General features: G+C 65.7%; 15 protein-coding genes. 10 read left to right on the forward strand and 5 right to left on the reverse strand.

Translation table 11 applies throughout. The features are described 5' to 3' along the window. Positions 1-257: 257 nt before the first annotated feature. The 3 genes from gltA to pth all read right to left on the reverse strand — a co-directional run bounded on the left by gltA (position 258) and on the right by pth (position 3,404). A complete protein-coding gene (gene gltA, locus COLINT_RS06035; protein ID WP_006723556.1) occupies positions 258-1,664 on the reverse strand; it encodes an NADPH-dependent glutamate synthase in 1,407 nt (468 codons plus the stop codon). Continuing rightward, a complete protein-coding gene (locus COLINT_RS06040) occupies positions 1,652-2,488 on the reverse strand; it encodes a sulfide/dihydroorotate dehydrogenase-like FAD/NAD-binding protein (RefSeq protein ID WP_006723557.1) in 837 nt (278 codons plus the stop codon). Before COLINT_RS06040 ends, gltA begins: the two co-directional genes overlap by 13 nt. Before the next feature lie 286 nt (positions 2,489-2,774). Continuing rightward, positions 2,775-3,404, reverse strand: coding sequence for an aminoacyl-tRNA hydrolase (pth, locus tag COLINT_RS06045; RefSeq protein WP_006723559.1), 630 nt, complete (start codon positions 3,402-3,404; stop codon positions 2,775-2,777). A 198-nt stretch (positions 3,405-3,602) separates the two neighbouring features. On the opposite strand from pth, the gene glmU reads away from it, so the two are divergent. From glmU to COLINT_RS06070, 5 genes are all read left to right on the forward strand, one after another. Then, positions 3,603-5,003: a bifunctional UDP-N-acetylglucosamine diphosphorylase/glucosamine-1-phosphate N-acetyltransferase GlmU gene (gene glmU / locus COLINT_RS06050; RefSeq protein ID WP_006723560.1), complete on the forward strand. Its 1,401-nt coding sequence runs from the start codon at positions 3,603-3,605 to the stop codon at positions 5,001-5,003. 110 nt (positions 5,004-5,113) lie between these two features. Then, positions 5,114-6,100 (forward strand): ribose-phosphate diphosphokinase, encoded by a 987-nt coding sequence (locus COLINT_RS06055; RefSeq protein ID WP_006723561.1) that lies wholly within the window; start codon positions 5,114-5,116, stop codon positions 6,098-6,100. Positions 6,101-6,205: 105 nt separating this feature from the next. After that, on the forward strand, positions 6,206-7,096 hold the full coding sequence (locus COLINT_RS06060; RefSeq protein ID WP_006723562.1) for an energy-coupling factor transporter transmembrane component T: 891 nt from the start codon (positions 6,206-6,208) through the stop codon (positions 7,094-7,096). Beyond that, positions 7,093-8,496: an ABC transporter ATP-binding protein gene (locus tag COLINT_RS06065; protein WP_006723563.1), complete on the forward strand. Its 1,404-nt coding sequence runs from the start codon at positions 7,093-7,095 to the stop codon at positions 8,494-8,496. The genes COLINT_RS06060 and COLINT_RS06065 overlap by 4 nt, the downstream gene beginning before the upstream one ends. A 14-nt stretch (positions 8,497-8,510) precedes the next feature. Further along, positions 8,511-9,221, forward strand: coding sequence for an ECF transporter S component (locus COLINT_RS06070; protein ID WP_039910413.1), 711 nt, complete (start codon positions 8,511-8,513; stop codon positions 9,219-9,221). Between the two features lie 16 nt (positions 9,222-9,237). Here the strand turns inward: COLINT_RS06070 and COLINT_RS06075 are convergent, their stop codons facing one another. Next, positions 9,238-10,080, reverse strand: a complete 843-nt coding sequence (locus COLINT_RS06075) for an exodeoxyribonuclease III (protein ID WP_006723565.1) — start codon at positions 10,078-10,080, stop codon at positions 9,238-9,240. Between the two features lie 331 nt (positions 10,081-10,411). Here COLINT_RS06075 and folP point away from each other — a divergent pair, with 331 nt between their 5' ends. After that, positions 10,412-12,136, forward strand: coding sequence for a dihydropteroate synthase (folP, locus tag COLINT_RS06080; RefSeq protein ID WP_006723567.1), 1,725 nt, complete (start codon positions 10,412-10,414; stop codon positions 12,134-12,136). Positions 12,137-12,147: 11 nt separating this feature from the next. Here the strand turns inward: folP and COLINT_RS06085 are convergent, their stop codons facing one another. Next, positions 12,148-12,912, reverse strand: coding sequence for a type III pantothenate kinase (locus COLINT_RS06085; RefSeq protein ID WP_039910414.1), 765 nt, complete (start codon positions 12,910-12,912; stop codon positions 12,148-12,150). Positions 12,913-13,052: 140 nt separating this feature from the next. Here COLINT_RS06085 and COLINT_RS06090 point away from each other — a divergent pair, with 140 nt between their 5' ends. The 4 genes from COLINT_RS06090 to COLINT_RS06105 all read left to right on the forward strand — a co-directional run bounded on the left by COLINT_RS06090 (position 13,053) and on the right by COLINT_RS06105 (position 17,490). Then, complete coding sequence (locus COLINT_RS06090) at positions 13,053-13,724, forward strand: cytochrome c maturation protein CcmE domain-containing protein (RefSeq protein ID WP_006723569.1); 672 nt, start codon at positions 13,053-13,055, stop codon at positions 13,722-13,724. A 123-nt stretch (positions 13,725-13,847) separates the two neighbouring features. Beyond that, entirely contained in the window at positions 13,848-16,001 is a 2,154-nt protein-coding gene (locus COLINT_RS06095) for a heme lyase CcmF/NrfE family subunit (protein WP_156780338.1), read from the forward strand. Further along, positions 15,994-16,740, forward strand: a complete 747-nt coding sequence (locus tag COLINT_RS06100) for an ABC transporter ATP-binding protein (protein WP_006723571.1) — start codon at positions 15,994-15,996, stop codon at positions 16,738-16,740. Before COLINT_RS06095 ends, COLINT_RS06100 begins: the two co-directional genes overlap by 8 nt. Further along, positions 16,741-17,490 carry a heme exporter protein CcmB gene (locus tag COLINT_RS06105; protein ID WP_006723572.1) on the forward strand — a complete coding sequence of 250 codons (750 nt, stop codon included), beginning with the start codon at positions 16,741-16,743 and terminating at the stop codon, positions 17,488-17,490. It begins immediately after the preceding gene. The last annotated feature ends 138 nt before the right edge of the window (positions 17,491-17,628 follow it).

Consider the following 17,628-nt stretch of genomic DNA (forward strand, 5'->3'; position numbering starts at 1 on the left):
GTGGGCCGTGCTCGGATGCTCCGCAGCCATTTGTACCAAAAAACCGAGTTTTGTATGCTCTATTTGGATGATCGACCCAAGCAAAGCGGCTACAGGTAGCGATTTACGATACGGGTAGCCAAAAATGATCGTTTTCCACTATTCGGGGTGGCTCTTGTTGGTGGTTCCCGGCGCTCGGGGTATACAAAACTCGTATTTCTGGTACCAGAGACTGGGGTGGGGCCGAGTAAAACGGCCCCACCCACCAGATATACGGCCTACTCGCCCAGCAGCGCCTTCTTCATGGAAGCGGCGGCCTTCTTGCCGGCGCCCATGGCGAGGATGACAGTGGCGGCACCGGTCACGATGTCACCGCCGGCCCACACCTTGGGGTTGGAGGTGCGGCCGTCCTCATCGGCTTCGATGAGACCCCAGCGGTTGAGCTCGACGTCGGCGCAGAGCTTGGCGAAGGGGTTCGCCATGGTGCCGATGGCGGTGATGGCCACGTCGCAGGGAATCTCAAAGGCGGAGTCGGCCACGGGGACCGGGCGGCGACGGCCGGAGGCGTCGGGCTCGCCGAGTTCCATGCGCTCCAGCTTGACGGCGGACACAAAGCCGTCCTCGCCCTTGATGAACTCGAGCGGGTTGACGAGCTCGAGGATGTGCACGCCCTCTTCCTTGGCGTGATGGACCTCGGCCAGGCGCGCGGGCATCTCGGCCTCGGTACGGCGGTAAGCCAGCGTCACGCTGTCGGCGCCCAGACGCAGAGCGGTGCGGGCGGCGTCCATGGCAACGTTGCCGCCGCCGAACACCACGACGTTCTTGCCCTGGCGGATCGGGGTGTCGTAGACGGGGAAGTCGTACGCGTGCATGAGGTTGGTGCGGGTGAGGTACTCGTTGGCGCAGTACACGCCGGGCAGGTTCTCGCCCGGGACCTTGAGGAAGCGGGGGAGACCGGCGCCCACAGCGAGGTACAGGGCGTCAAAGCCCTCCTCGTTGAAGAGCTCGTCGGCGTCGAACAGGCGGCCGGCGACGGAGTTGTACTCGAACTTGACGCCGAGCTGCTCCAGGCCGTCGATCTCGCGCTTGACGATCTTCTTGGGCAGGCGGAACTCGGGGATGCCGTAGGTCAGCACGCCGCCGCCAGTGAAGAAGGCCTCGAACACGGTGACGTCGAAGCCCTCGCGGGCGAGCTCGCCGGCGCAGGCGATGCCGGAGGGGCCGGAGCCCACGATGGCGACCTTCTTGCCGTTCTTGGGCTTGCACACCGGAGCGCGGCCGACCTCCTCGGCCATGTCGCCCACCATGCGCTCGAGTTGGCCGATGGCCACGGCCTCGCCCTTGCGGCCGAGGATGCACTTGCCCTCGCACTGGTTCTCCTGCGGGCACACGCGGCCGCAGACGGAGGGCAGCAGGTTGTCGCCCTTGATGGTCTCGAGTGCGCCAGCCCAGTCCTCGTCGCGGATCTTGGAGATGAAGCCGGGGATGTTCACGCCGACGGGGCAGCCCTGCATGCACAGGGGCTTCTTGCAGTCGAGGCAGCGGTTGGCCTCAGCGATGGCGTTTTCCTTGGTGAAGCCCGTGTCGACCGGGCGGAAATCGCACGCGCGCTCAGCGGCCGGCTCCTCGTTCGGAGTGGTGCGGGGAGCGCCGATGTTCGGGCGATACTTTTTTACTTCTGACATGCGCAGGCCTCCTCATGACGCTTGGTGGAAACGGCCTCTTCGCCGCGGTAGCTGGCCTGGCGCGCGGCCAGGTCGTCCCAGTCGACGGCGCTGGCGTCGAAATCGGGGCCGTCGACGCAGGCGAACTTGGTCTCGCCGCCCACCTCGACGCGGCAGCAACCGCACATGCCGGTGCCGTCGACCATGATGGGGTTGAGGCTGGCGATGATCGGGATGTTGTGCTCGTGGCAGGTGAGGGAGGAGAACTTCATCATCGGCACGGGGCCGACGCAGAAGGCGTGGTCGATGGAGTCGGTCTCGCACAGGCGCGCGAGCGGCAGGGTCACGACGCCCTTCTCACCCATGGAGCCGTCGTCGGTGGTGACGAACAGGCCGGCGAGCGGCAGCGCGTCGAACTGCTCATGCAGGATGAGGAGGTCCTTGGTGCGGGCGCCCATGATCACGTAGACGTTCTTGCCCTGCTCGCAGAGCATGCGCGCCACGGGGTAGGCGATGGCGAGACCCACGCCGCCGCCGATGACGGCCACGGAGTCGCCCTCGACCTCGGTGGGCTGGCCCAGCGGGCCGGTGATATCGCGGATGAAGTCGCCCTCGTTGAGCTCGGAGAGGCACTGCGTGGTCTTGCCCACCACCATGAAGATGAACTCGATCCAGCCCTCCTCCGCGTTCCAGTTGGCGAAGGTGAACGGCACGCGCTCGCCCGTCTCGTCGATGCGCACCATGAGGAACTGGCCGGCGTGAGCCTTCTTGGCCATCCTCGGGGCGTGGACGCGGAACTCGAAGACCTTCTCCGAGAACTGCGTCTTCTTCAGGATTTCAAACATAGAACCCCTCTCTGATTGGCCGGAGCATCGTATGCGCAGGTCACGCAAGCAAAATGCCCCGATTGCAACCTCTTGCGCATGCGCATAAGGCGAATATGCGCATGCGCTGTCAAGTATACCCCGCGGCCTTGCGTGTAAGCCTTGTTCGCGCGTCTTTCGGGCAAGCGGTAAAACGTTTTTCGGTGGGCGAGGGGGCGGTGAAAAGGAGGGCGCCGACCTCAATTTAGGGACAGTCCCTAAATTGAGGTCGGCGCTTTTGGGTGCGATGCGGTTTTGCTCCGGGTTGTCAGTGTTTGCCGTTGGCGTTCGCGCCGCCGTTGACATGGTCGCGCGCGAATACGACGCCGCGGGTCACGGCGAGCGCCGCAGCTTCGGCGGCCTGGTGCGTCATGACCTCGAAGTCCTCGGCCTCGCGGGAGCGCAGCTGCTTCAAGACGAAGTCGGCCACGGGCATGCGACCCGGGGGGTTGCCGATGCCGGCGCGGATGCGGGAGAAGTCGCGGCTGCCGAGCTTGTCGATGATGGAGCGCAGACCGTTGTGGCCGGCGTGGCCGCCGCCGACCTTCACGCGCACGTCGCCCGCAGGGATATCGAGCTCGTCGTGGATGACGAGCAGCTCCTCGGGCTTGACCTTGTACTGCGCGCAGAGCTTGGAGATGGGGCCGCCGCTCGTGTTCATGTAGGACTGGGGTTTGACCAGGACGACCTCGCGCTTACCGCCTTCGGCCTCGGCGTCGTTGACGTTGATGACGGCGACCTCGGCGCCCGCCTGGTTCTTCCAATAGCTGACGCCCGCCTTCTCGGCCAGGACGTCGATCGCGCAAAAGCCGGCGTTGTGACGGGTTGCGGCGTATTCCTCGCCGGGGTTGCCGAGTCCGGCGACCATGCGGATGGGCTTGGGCTGTGCTGCGGCCATGGGGCTCCTTGCGTTCGTTATGTACCTGCCGAGTATGGTGGCGGTGGGTGGATGAGCTGTCAAATCGGGGCGCGCGGGATGTGGAGGGCGGCGGGGGTGTCGACTTGGGGGCGGTTTGGCTTCTTGCTGTGCGGTACTATCAATTCATGGGCGTCGTCGTCCGACGTCCGATTTGATACCGAACATCAAGGAGTCCCCATGGATGTCACCGCGATTGTAATGGCCGCAGGCGAGGGCACGCGCATGAAGTCGAATCATGCCAAGGTGTCCCACCAGATTCTCGGCAAGCCCATGGCCTGCTGGGTCATCGATGCGGCACTGGCCGCTGGATGCACCCGCGTGGTCGTGGTGGTGGGCAGCCACTCCGACGAGGTGCGCGCGCTGATCTCCGCTGCCTACGAGGGCACGCCTGCCGCCGACGCCATCGAGTGCGTCGAGCAGGTCGAGCGCCTGGGCACCGCGCATGCCGTCCGCACCGCGCTGGATGCGACAGGCATCGACGCCGGCCCCGTGGTGGTCTTGAACGGCGACCTCCCGCTCATCCAGGCCGATACCATCGCCGCCTTCGCCAACACCGTCGCCAACGGTTCGAACGCCGGTGCCGTGCTCACCTTCACCCCGCCCGTGCCCTTTGGCTACGGCCGCATTGAGCTGGCCGAGGACGGGACCGTCAACCGCATCATCGAGCAGAAGGACTGCACGCCCGAGCAGGACGCCGAGCTCCTCGAGTGCAACGCCGGCTGCTACGCCTTCGACGGAGCGCTCCTTGCCGCCCACATCGGCGAGGTCGGCAACGACAACGCGCAGGCCGAGTATTACCTGCCCGACATGGTTGAGATCCTTAAACGCCACGGCCATGCCGTGACCATCTCCCACTGCGAGGATTACCGCGACGGCCTGGGTGTGAATAGCCGCGTGCAGCTCGCCGAGCTCACCGCCATCGCCCGCGACCGCATCAACGAGCGCTTCATGACCGAGGGCGTCACCTTTATCGATCCCGCCCAGGCCTGGATCGGCCCCGATGCGCAGATTGGTCGCGACACCATCGTGTGGCCGCAGACTCACCTCATCGGCGCCTGCCGCATCGGCGAGGGCTGCCAGCTCGGCCCGAACAGCCGCCTCACGAATGTCGTGGCGGGCAACGATTGCTCGCTCGACGAGACGGTCGCCATCGACGTTGTGATTGAGAACGGCGTGACCTGCGGTCCGCGTGCCTACCTGCGCCCGGGCACGCACCTTTTGGACGGCGCGCACGTGGGTACGCATGTCGAGATCAAGAAGTCCACGATCGGCGAGGGCTCCAAGGTCCCGCATCTCTCCTATATCGGCGACACCACGATGGGCGCGGGCGTGAACGTTGGCGCCGGCTCCATCACCTGCAACTACGATGGCAAGAACAAACACGCCACCACCATCGGCGACCGCACGTTCATCGGCTCCGACACCATGATGGTCGCCCCCGTGAACATCGGCGCGGACGTGGTGACCGGCGCGAGCAGCTGCATCACCCGCGACGTGCCCGACGGAGCCCTGGCCGTGGAGCGTTCCGACCAGCGCATTGTCGAGGGCTACACCGAGCTGCGTCGCGCCCGCCTGTAGCCCTTTCGGATGTGTAATTGGGGACGGGTGCGTTATCGGTGGTCAATTAGCTGGCAAAGTGGCTAATATATAGAACGTGTAAGGAAGTTGTGGCGTATAAAGGAGAAGTCATGCCGACAACCGATCCCAAAAAGACCGTGGATATGAGCAAGATCCTGCGAGTGTACTCCGGTTCCTCCAACCGTCCGCTCGCCCAGAAGATCGCCAATCAGCTCGGCGTGGAGCTCTCCGGCCTTACGCTCAAGCAGTTCGCCAACGGTGAGATCTACGCTCGCTATGACGAGACCGTCCGCGGCGCCGACGTCTTCCTGATCCAGTCCGTTGCCGGCGAGAACGTCAATGACATGCTCATGGAGCTCCTCATCGCCACGGATGCCGCCAAGCGCGCTTCCGCCCGCTCCATCACCGCCGTCATCACCCACTACGGCTACGCCCGCCAGGACCGCAAGGCCGGCCCGCGTGAGCCCATCACCGCCCGCCTCGTCGCTAACCTGCTCGAGTGCGCCGGCGTGGACCGCATCATCACGCTCGACCTGCACCAGGGCCAGATCCAGGGCTTCTTCGACATCCCGGTGAACCACCTCTCCGCCCTGCCGCTCTTCGCCGACTACTACGACGCCATGGGCTTTGACACCGACAACCTCGTCGTCGTCTCCCCCGACGTGGGTCGCGCCAAGGCCGCCAAGAAGCTGTCCGACATGCTCGGCTGCTCGCTGGCCATCGCCCACAAGGGCCGTCCGCGCCACAACGCCGCCGAGGTCATGGGCATCATCGGTGACATCAAGGGCAAGACCTGCATCATCAACGATGACATGATCGACACCGCGGGCACCCTGTGCGCCAACGTGCGCGAGCTCAAGGCCCTCGGCGCCGGCGACATCTACGTGTGCGCCACCCACGGCATCTTCTCCGGCGAGGCCGTCCAGCGCCTGAACGACGCTCCGATCGTCGAGTGCGTGGTCACCGACGCCATCCCCGTCGAGGAGGGCGGCAAGATCAAGACCATCTCCGTGGCCGGTGAGTTCGCCGAGACCATTTCCGCCGTGTACTACGAGCAGTCCGTGAGCACGCTCGTGGGCGGCGACTTCGCGATGTAGCGAACATGTTCAATGTGAGCGGTGGCTCGTCCGCCGCTCGTGCAGCCGGGTCCTGGCGGGCCCGGCTGTTTCTTAAAGGGGCGATTTGCAGAAGAGGGGGAGCGGATGGCGCAGGCGCCCAGGCATACGGCATTTGGAACTATGCACCCCGCGGTGCCGGCGGCGTTTCTCGCGTGCACGCTCGGCCTGACCATGTTCGCCCCGCATCCGGTGCTGGTGTCGCTGTCCCTCGCGGGAGCGCTCGCGTACGGCGCCGTTGCCCGCGGTGTTCGTCCCACGCTGCTCGCCTTGCGTTGGCAGCTTCCGCTCATCGCGCTGCTGGCCTGCGTGAACCCTCTGTTCGCGCAGCGGGGGAGCACGTTGCTGTTCTCGCCGTTCGGCATGCCGGTGTACGCCGAGAGCCTGCTGTACGGCGTTGTCATGGCGGCGATGTTCATGGCGAGCGTCCTGTGGTTCCAGGCCGCACGCGATATCTTGCCGCAGGACAAGGTGCTCTCCCTGTTTGGTAGCGCGGCGCCGGTCATATCGCTCATGGTCTCGATGACGATGCGGCTCATCCCGCGCTTCGTGCGACAGGGGCATGTGATCGCCGACGTGCAGGATGTGGCTCTGAGCTGTGCCGATGAGAGTGGCCGCCGACGTGCCGGCGAGCGTCGCGGTCTTGTGCGCCGCCGCATGCGGCAGAGCTCGGTGCTTATGGGCTGGGCCATGGAAGACTCCCTGGAAACTGCCGACGCCATGCGTGCGCGCGGCTGGGGCGCCGCGGAGCGCCGAACCACGTACGTTCGCTATCGCTTCACTTCGCGCGACATGTTCTGCCTGGTACTCGTCGCGGCCTTCGGTGCCCTCTGCATCGCGGTGGCGTGGCGGTCCGCGTCCTTTGCGTTTTATCCACAGCTCTCGCCCTTGGGTCCTTGGCTGAGCTACATTCCCTACGCCGCTTGGATGTTCGTTCCCGCGGCGCTGCACGTGTATGAGAGGAGCGTGTTCGCATGAGCGGTGAAGGCATCGCGCTCGCGTACGATGACGTGACGTTTCGCTATCCGGGCCCTCGTGGTGACGTGCTGAGCGGCGTGTCCATGGCCGTTCCCGCCGGTGCGTTCGCGCTGCTGGTGGGAGGCACCGGTTCGGGCAAGTCGACGCTGCTCTCGCTGGCCAAGCCGCAAATCGCCCCTGCGGGGGACCGCGCCGGCCAGGTGCGCGTGTTCGGCAGACCCGTGGATGACTTGGATGGGGCCGTAGCATGTGAGGTCGGCTATGTGTTCCAAGACCCCGATAACCAGATCGTGTGCGACAGCGTGTGGCACGAGATGGCATTCGGCTTGGAAAACCTCGGTACGCCCCAGGGCGAGATGCGCCGTCGCGTTGCCGAGGCGAGCTACTTTTTTGGCATGGGGCCGTGGTTCCACAGCGATACGGATTCGCTTTCGGGCGGCCGCAAGCAGCTGTTGGCGCTTGCCTCGACGCTCGTCATGCAACCGCGCGTGCTGCTGCTCGACGAGCCGACGGCGCAGCTCGACCCCATCGCGGCGCGCAATTTCCTGCATGCCTTATTCCGCGTGAACCGGGAGCTGGGATGCAGCGTGGTTGTTGCGACGCACGAGCCCGAGCTGATGGCTGATTACGCGACCTGTGCGTTCGAGCTGGTGGATGGTGCTGTGAGGGAGGTTGAGAGCCTGGGGCGCTTCAAGTGCGAGGCCACGTTGGCAGAGCGTGGCGCGCTCTGCGACGCGAATGCCCCGGCCGCCGTGTCGGCGCGCGGTGCGTGGTTCCGGTACCGCCGCGATGACGACTGGGTGCTGCGCGGTTTTGATCTTGAAGTGCGTCAGGGCGAGGTGCATGCTCTGGTTGGCGGTAACGGCTGTGGCAAATCGACGCTGCTCGCCCTTATCGCGGGCACGCGCCGTGCGCAGCGGGGCGAGGTGCGTTCCGCGATTTCGGCCAAGGCGATGCTCCCCCAGGACCCCAAGGCCCTTTTTGCCGAGGAGCGCGTGGATGAGGAGCTCATGGAATGGGCGCATATCGGCGGATATGGTGCAGATGAGGTTCAGGCCATGATGGGGGAGCTCGGTGTTGCCGACCGTGCCGACCTGCATCCGTACGACCTGTCCGGCGGTCAACGCCAGATGCTCGCCTTGGGCAAGCTGCTGCTCGTTCATCCACGGCTTCTGTTGCTCGACGAACCGACCAAGGGTCTCGACCGCACCGCCCGCGAGCGTGTGGCCGGCATGATCGAGGCTGCTCGCCGCGACGGTGTTACGGTCATCGTATCCACGCACGATCTGGCGTTCGTGCGTCGCGTCGCCGACCGCGTGTCGCTTATGTTCGACGGCGAGCTTGCCTGCACGGAGCCCGTGGGCGAGTTCTTCCGCAACAACCTGTTCTACCGGCCATGATGGTGGGGGATGAGATGCGTTTGAGCGGCACGTGCGGACACGTTCTCGAAATTGCGCTGCTGACTGCAGTTCCCCTGGTCATGGGCGCGGCATTGCTGACGGGGACGGCAAACGCCGCACTGCTCATGATGGTGGTCGTGACGCTGGTGCTCGTTCTGTTCTTCCTGGGGTACGAGCGGAGCCAGCCTGCGCTGCGCCAGATCATGCCCACGCTGGTGCTCGCCGCGTGCGCGGCGGCGGGGCGCATCCTGTTCGCGCCCATTCCGGACTTCAAGCCGCTTTCCGCGATCGCCATCATCGCCGGCGCGACGTTGGGCCCGCGCAACGGCTTCATGGTCGGTGCGCTCGCGGCGCTTACCAGTAATTTCTTTTTCGGCCAGGGGCTGTGGAGCCCATGGCAGATGTATGCCTGGGGCGTGGTGGGATACGTGGGCGGCATGCTGGCTCGGTCCGGCGTGTTCGATGACCGCACGGCTGGCCGCCCGCGCGTATGGGCGCTCGTGCTCATGGGGCTGGCATCCGGCGCCCTATACGGCGTGATCATCAATGCATATGGCGTGCTGGGGTTCGTGCGTCCGCTCACATGGGCCGGTGCGCTGGCCTACGTAGCCGCATCCCTGCCCTTTGACGCGATGCACGGCGTGGCGACCGCTCTGTTCCTCGCGGTTTTGTACGGCCCGTGGACGCGCCGCATCGGTCGAGTCGTGCGCAAGTACGGGCTGTAGCGTCTGCGCGGCGGCCCTACAGTTCGATCTCCAGCGTGACGGGGCAGTGGTCGGAGCCAAAGATGTCGTTGCGGATGCCGCAGGCGCGCACGCGGTCGGCGATCGCGTCGCTTACCAGGAAGTAGTCGATGCGCCAGCCCGCGTTGTTCTTGCGCGCGTTGAAGCGGTAGCTCCACCAGCTGTAGGCGCCCTCCAGGTTGGGGTTGGCGGCGCGGAACGTGTCGGTGTACCCCGCATCCAGCAGCTCGCCGAACTTCGCGCGCTCCTCGTCGGAAAAGCCGGCGTTGCCGCGGTTGGACTTGGGGTTCTTGAGGTCGATCTCGTTGTGCGCGACGTTAAAATCGCCGCAGGTCACAACCGGCTTGCCCGTTTCGTCCTCGAGCGAGCGCAGGAAGGCGCGGTAGGCGTCGTCCCAGGCCATGCGCGTGCTCAGACGGGCGAGCTCGCCCTGCGCGTTGGGGGTGTACACGTCCACGAACCAAAAGCGCTCGAACTCCAGGGCGCACACGCGGCCCTCGGTGGCGGCGACGGCGACCAGTTCGAGTTCGTCGTCGGAGAGGCCCGCGGCGCGCCCGGCTGCGAGCACGGCATCGGCGTGACGTACGGAAAGGGGCTCCTCGCGGCAGAACACGGCCGTGCCGGAGTAGCCCTTGCGCTCAGCGTAGCTCCACACCTGGTGATAACCGGGAAGGTCGAGCTCGACCTGACCCTCCTGCAGTTTGGTCTCCTGCAGGCCGAGGATGTCGGCGTCGAGTTCGGCCACGATGTCGGTGAAGCTCGGGTCCTTCTTGAGCACGGCGCGCAGGCCGTTGACGTTCCACGAGGCGAGCTTGAGCGCGCGGGAAGCGGTGTCGGTCATGATGGTCTCCTTCGGCGGCGCACAGCGCCGGATATGTCGAAGGGCCCGTTCGGCGCTGCGCGCGCCGACGAAATGGGCCCAGTAGGGTATCGCATGGCTAACTATACTAGATGGCGGTGGCGCTGCGATTGCGGTTCGGCGAAAGCCTCGCCTGGTTGCCGACGCCCCAGGATGGGCGCGCCGTACTGCTCATCTTCTGCGATATCGGGCGGGCATTCGAGTTTTAGGGCGTTCTCGGCCTCTCTATCCCCGCGTGCCACGACATTCGCGCAACGTAAAACGAGTGGGCTGGATACAATAGAACGAGTTTGTCTGTTTCGAAAGGATCCTCATGGCACGCGATTCCAAAGTTTGGCGCTGCGGAAAATACGAGCTGAAGTTCGATCGCCCGCGCATCATGGGCGTCCTCAACGTCACGCCCGATTCCTTCAGCGACGGTGGCGAGCACCTCGACACCGACGCCGCAATCGCGCACGGCCTCAAGATGCTCGACGATGGCGCCGATATCATCGACGTCGGCGGCGAGTCGACCCGTCCCGGTTTCACCCCGGTCGATCCCGACACCGAGGCGCGCCGCGTGCTGCCGGTCGTGCAAGCGCTCGCCAAAGCCGGCGCCGTTGTGTCTATCGATACCCGCCATGTGGAAGTCGCCAAGGCGGCCGTCCGCGTGGGAGCCTCCATCGTCAACGACGTGACGGGCTTCACCGACCCGCGCATGGTCGATTTCGTCAAAGAGAGCGATTGCGGCCTGGTGGTCATGCATGCCGGCGAGGTTGCCGACGTCGAGCGTCCCCGCACGCACACCGAGGTCCAGCTCGACACCTCCGCCGCCGCATTCATGGCGCAGAAGGCTCGCGAGGCCGAGGAGGCCGCTCGCGCGCTGGGCGCCACCGGCAAGTCCAAGCGCGCCGCCAAGGCAAAGCTCATCTCCGGCATGGTGCAGCCCCTGCAGCCGCAGCTGCCGTTCGACGCGCCGGCTCCCGCAGCCGATGCCGAGCAGGCCGCGCCGGCCCCCGGCGCATCTGCCGCCGTGGCGTTCGATGCGACCGACGCGGATGCCGTGAGCGCATCGGTCGAAGACGCACCTTCCAGCGACGATCTTGCGTCCGTGATGGCGCGCTCCGGGGCCACCGCATACAACGGCAGCCGCTCCGCGCAGCTCCGCCGCTTCACCCTGCCCGATTCGGCCCCGATCATGCGTCGCGTCATGGGCTTCCTGTCCGACCAGGCCCGCGCACTCATACACGCAGGCGTGGCCCGCGAGCGCATCTGCCTGGATCCGGGCTCGGGTTTTGGCAAGGAGGCCAACGAGGACATCGTTATCCAACGCGAGCTGGGCAAGATCGCCTCGCTGGGCTATCCCACGCTGTGTGCCGTATCGCGCAAGCGCCTGGTGGGCGCCATCTCGGGCGTGGCAAACGCCAGGGAGCGCGACATCGCCACGTTCGGCGTGTGCCTGGGCGCCATCGAGCAGGGCGCAAACATCGTGCGCGTGCACAACGTTGCCGGGTTCGCCCAGTTCCTGAATGGTTTTTGGGCGATCGCCCGCCCGCAGCCGCGCCGCGCCTACGTGGCGCTCGGCTCCAACGAGGGCGACCGTTTGGAGAACATCCGCACCGCGCGCGACCTCATTGCCCAGATCCCCATGACGTGTGTGTCGAGCTGCTCGCGCATTTACGAGAGCGAGCCCGCCTACGAAACGGATCAGGATGCCTTTGCCAATGCGGTGATCGAGATCAAGACCGAGCTGGCGCCGCTCATCCTGCTGGATGAGCTGGGCAAGGTGGAGCTGCAGCTGGGCCGCGACCGCTCCGGCAAGGCCAAGGCAAACGGCCCGCGCCCCATCGATTGCGACCTTTTGTGGATGGACAACGAGATTCACGGCGGCAACAAGCTGCGCCTGCCGCATCCCGGTCTGGGAGAGCGCGACTTTGTGCTGGTGCCGCTCGAGGACCTCATGCACAACCCGGCGCGCTTCTTCCGCTACGAGGGTATCGACGTCAAGGAGCCCGAGGACCGCGTGGGCCACGTCGTCGCCGAGCTCGGCACGCTGTAGCGTTCGACCCTTTACGCCAGGCGGCGGTAGATCTCGCAGATGCCCTTGATGGTGAGTTGGGGGTCGACGTGGTCGAACGCGTCGGTGGCCTCGGCCACCACGCGCGCAAGGCCGCCGGTGGCGATGACGGTCGCATCTTCGCAATCGAGTTCGCGCTTGATGCGCGCGATTAGGCCCTCGGCCATCGCGGCGGCGCCCACCACGGTGCCGCTTTGCACGGCCTCCACGGTGGTGTGGCCGATCGTGGCCTTGGGCGCTTCGAGCGGGACGCTTGCCAATCGGGCGGCGCGCGCGGTTAGAGCGTCGAGCGAGATGCGGATTCCCGGCGCGATGCACCCTCCGATGTAGGCGCCGCGCTCGTCGACCACGTCGATGTTGGTGGCGGTGCCAAAATCGACCACGATGCTCGGTGCGCCGTACAGCGCGGCCGCCGCCGTGGCGTTGGCGATGCGGTCGGCTCCCACCTCCGCCGGGTTGGGCGCGTCGATGCTTGTAACGGCCGCGGTCTCACGGCCCACGACCATCAGGCGCGCGCCCATGTCTCGGGCCACGCCCTCCCATTCGCGCATGAGCTGCGGCACCACGCCGGCAAACGCGATGGCGTGGACGCAGCCCAGGTCCAGGCCGTCTTTGTGGAAATAGCCGAGCAGGCGGACGTGCAGTTCGTCTTTGGTGAGCGTGCGGTCCGTGGGCATGCGCCATGCGTGTACAAGCTCGTCGCCGTCAAAGAGGCCGAGTGCGGTTTGGGTGTTGCCCATATCGATGGCCAAAAGCATGGTCGTCTCCCGTTGAATGTCATGCGGACGCTGCGGAAATAGGGTCGACAGGGTGTCCTGAGCGACAGCGCACATTGTATACTTATCGCTTGCACGTGCGCTCCGCGGCGCACAAACGTTTTCGGTTTCCGAGGAGTCTCATGAACAAGAAGGCCAAGCGCCGTCTGGTGGTGACCGGCGGTATCGTCGCCATCGCCATGCTCGTGATCGTCGCCATCGCCGGCTCCGGCGGGGCGGCCTCGTCGCTCACGGTGGGCGACCTGCTCACCGGCGATTACGCCGGCAAGAAGGTCCAGGTCACCGGCTCGGTTGTCGACGGCTCGATCGAGACGGACGGCACCGCGGTCCGTTTTGACATCACCCCCGAGGAGGGTGACGGGAGCGAGTCGGTCCGAGTCGTCTACGAGGGCGCGCTGCCCGCGACCTTTGGCTCGGGCGTCGTCGCCATCTGCACCGGCACGGTCGAGAACCCGCCCATGCTCAGGTGCACCGAGATGGTCACCAAGTGCCCGTCCAAGTACGAGAGCGCCGAGGGCTCCCTCACCGTCAAGGGCCTCATCGATCAGGCCGACACCATGATGTTCGAGGACACCAAGGTGTGCGGCTACATCCAGGGCGAGGTCAACGATGCCAGCGCGGATTACCGCTTTGTCATCGAGTCCCAGGGCGCCACGTTGAAGGTGGTGTATGACGGGGGCCTCGACGAGCAGGTCGCCGACGGCGTTGCCGTCGTGCTCTCGGGTCACCTCGATTCCGATGGCATCTTCGTCGCAACGGAGCAGCCCGCCATCGACTCCTCCATCTCAAAGTAGTTCACGGCGTTGCCGGGGCCCCGGATGTGAATGCGCGTCCGGGGCCTCGACGCGTCGGTCGGGCGCCCGCCTCGCATCGTCGGCGATGCGCGCGGGCGCCCCTTCGCACAAGAAAGGTTTCCCATGACCTCAACTCTTGGCAATACCCTGCAGAGCCTGGCGCTCGTGTTTTCCGTCGTTTCGGCGTTGATGCTCATCGCGGGTTCAAAGCGTCCGAGCTCTCGTCCGGCGCGCACCGGATACGCGTTCGTGTACGCCTCCTTCGCGCTGCTCACCGCCTGCGTGGTTATTGTGCTCACGGGCATGCTGACCGAGGATTACACCCTGGCCTACGTGGTCTCGAACTATCCCGCGACCGATAGCCCCCTGCAGCCGCTCTACCGTGTGAGTGCCGTGTGGGCCGGCCGCCAGGGCTCGCTTTTGCTGTGGACGTGGCTCATTTCCGCATTCGCCGCGGCCCAGGCGTACCGTCGCCGCCGTGCGAGCGAAGAGCTCACGTGCGCGGCCCTCGGCGTGACCGAGATCGTGGTCGCGTTGTTCACCGCCACGCTCGTCTTTTCGGCGTCCAACAATCCGTTTATGGCCACGGCCGCGGAGTACCTCAACGCCGACGGCACCCTGGTGTCCAAGATCGGCGGCATGAACCCGCTGCTCATGCATTGGGCAATGATCCTGCACCCGCCGGCGACCTTCATCGGCTACGCCGCGATGACCATCCCGTTCGCCTATGCCATGGCCGCGCTCATCACCGGCGACCTATCCGCGCGCTGGGTCGAGCTGTGCGACCGCATGGCGGTGTTCGGATTCATCTTCCTGTCCATCGGCATGGGCCTGGGCGCGGTGTGGGCTTACGTCGTGCTCGGCTGGGGCGGCTTCTGGGCGTGGGACGCCGTGGAGAACGCCAGCCTCATGAGCTGGCTCACGTGCGTCGCCATGATCCATAGCTTCACGATGTACCGCAAGCGCGGCATCTTCAAGCGCTGGAGCATGCTGTCGGCCACGATCACCTTCGTCTTCGTGGTGCTCGGCACCTTCATCACGCGCTCCGGCCTGGTGCAGAGCGTGCATGCGTTCGCCGAGGACCCGGTGTCCACCTATTTCTTCCTCGCCATCATGGTGGTGAGCGGCTTGGCGTTCTTGCTGGGCGTCGCGTACCGCCATGCCGAGTTCGGCGAGGACGACGGTGAGATCGAGTCCATGATCTCCAAGAACGGGTCGTACTACCTGACCAATATCGTGATGCTCATGGCCGGCGTGCTCGTGGCCTACCTCACGGTGTCGAGCGCCCTGCCGAGTTGGATGCCGCTCGGCGGCGCGGTGGTTGCCGCCGGTGCGTACAATGCCGTGGCCCGTCCCGTGGCCGTGTTCGTGGTTTTGCTCATGGCCGTGTGCCCCATGCTGGGCTGGCGCAAGACCGACCGCGCCAAGTTCGCCCGCCACATACGCGTCCCCGCCATCGCCGGCGCGGCGGTGTTTGTCGCGCTCATGGCGTACTTCGCGCTGGTGCTGGTCCCCGAGTATCACGAGATCATCGCGGCCGGCGGGGCGGCGGGCGAGGCGCTTGCCGAGCAGGGCCCCGCGGTTTATTACTTCGGTTTGACGGCGCTCGCCTTCGCGTCTGCCGCCCTGCTGTTCACGAGCTCGCTGTATCTGTTGGGCCGCGGTGTGCGCGGCCGCATGCGCGCCAAAGGCGAGGGCATGCCGCTCGCGCTGGTCAACCTGTTCCGCCGCTCGCCCGCGCAGGCCGGCGGCTACCTGTGTCACCTGGGCGTTGCCATCGTGGTGGTGGGCCTGGTGGGTTCCATGATGTATGTGCGCGAGGCCACGGTGAACCTGGCGGGCGAGGCCGGTGAGTCGGTGCGCGTGGGCGCCTATGAGCTTACGTTCACGGGCAGCGAGCGCTATTCCGACGATCAGAACAACGAGATCATGCGCGTTGAGCTCGACGTGACGAACGCCGAGACCGGGCGGCCGCTCGGACACGTGGCGCCCTCTATGAAGGTCGCGGCCGCCACGAGTCAGACCACGCTCGACGCAGCCGTCATCACGTTCCCGCTTGAGGACCTTTTCGTGGCGTTCCAGGGTCTGAATCCGGACGGCAGCCTGTCGCTCAACGTCAAGGTGAACCCGCTCATCCTGTTCACCTGGGCGGGTGGAGCGATCTCCACGCTGGGCATCGTGCTCGCGTTCGCGCCCCGTCGCGCCACGCCGCTTTTGGCAGCCGACGAGCGCGAGCGTGCGGCCGCATCTTGTGCCGAGGGTGAGCTGCATGAGTAGCCCTGTCCCCGAATCCGCAGCGCCGTTCGCCATTGAGGCCAGAGGGCTCGTCAAGCAGTTCGGCGGCCGTCGTGCGCTCGACGGCCTCGACCTGGAGCTGCCACAGGGTGGGTTCCTCTCCATCTTTGGCCCCAATGGCGCCGGAAAGACCACGCTTCTGCGCGAGCTTGCCCTTCTGGCGCGGCCAACTGGTGGTGAGCTGCGGATTCTCGGTGTCGACGCCCTTGAAGAGCCCGACGTTTTGCGCTCCCGCATCGGTCTCATCTCGCACAAGTCCATGCTTTACGGCGATCTGACCGCGCGTGAGAACCTGGCGTTCTTTGCGAGTCTGTACGGGCTGGAGGGACCGGAGGCGGGCGCTCGCATCGATGAGCTGCTGCGCCTGGTCGAACTCGACCATCGCGCGAACGATTGTGCCCGCACCTTCTCGCGCGGCATGCAGCAGCGCCTCTCCATTGCCCGCGCCCTCATCAACGACCCTGAGCTCGTGTTGCTCGACGAGCCGTATTCGGGCCTCGATCCGCATGCCGCGGAGCTCTTCGATCGCCTGATCGCCCGCGTTCGCGACGGGCGCACGTTCGTGATGGTCAGCCACGACCTCGAAAAGGGCTTTGACCTGTGTACTCACGCGCTTATCATGGCGCGCGGACGCGCGGTGGTGTGTGCCGAGACGGCCAAGATCGATCGTGCGGCCTTCCGAGACCTGTATTTGGCTACCGTTGGAATGGGGGTGGCGTAAATGGCCGGAACGCATCGCGGGAAATCCGGCGTCGATCGGGTCGAACGTCTGCGCCCCTCTGCGTTTGCGCAGTACAGGGCCCTACTTGCCAAAGACGTTCGGCAGGAGCTCCGTACGCGCGAGATGCTCACGTCGATGATCGTCTATTCGCTGCTCGTGCTCACCATTTACGGCGCCGCGCTCGCCCAGGTGGGGGATAAGTTGCAGGTCGTATCTTTCGCGGGCGGCCTGCTGTGGGCGCTCATCGTGTTCACGAGCCTGCTGGGGCTCAACCGCAGTTTCAGTCATGAGACCGAGTCGAGTTGCCTCGAGGGCATTTTGCTCGCGCCGATCGACCGCGCGGTGGTGTTTCTTGCCAAGGCGACGTCCAACTTGCTGTTCCTTCTGATGGTCGAGTTGGTCACGGTTCCGCTGTTCTTCGTGTTCTTCCTTTCGGGTGCCGAGCTGCCGCCCACGACTCCCATGATCTTGCTGCCGCTGTTGGTCGGTACGATCGGCGTGGCGGGGGTCGGTACGCTGCTGTCCACCATGGCGATTGACACGCGCGGCCGCGACGTGCTGCTCGCGATTTTGTTCATCCCCGTGGCATTTCCACTGCTGTACGCTTGCGTCTCCGCGACCGGTGTTGCGCTGATGGGCGTCGAGGGAGCCTTTGCCACGTTCTGGCGGAGCCTGGCGCTCGCCGCCGCGTATGACGTGGTGATGGTCGCTGCCGCGTGGGGCTTGTACGAATTCGCCCTCGATTCCTAGCGCTCCATGATCTGCCGGTTTCCATCGAGACCGTGCCCGCGCGCCGTGTGCGGTGCGTTGCGTGTCGCGCGCCGAGTGCCGTGCGTTGCCTCCGCCCCCATCTATCGGGGTTGCGCCCGTGCGGCATGCGCTAGTATG

Origin of the sequence: Collinsella intestinalis DSM 13280 (assembly GCF_000156175.1) — a bacterium.
Lineage (GTDB): Bacteria > Actinomycetota > Coriobacteriia > Coriobacteriales > Coriobacteriaceae > Collinsella > Collinsella intestinalis.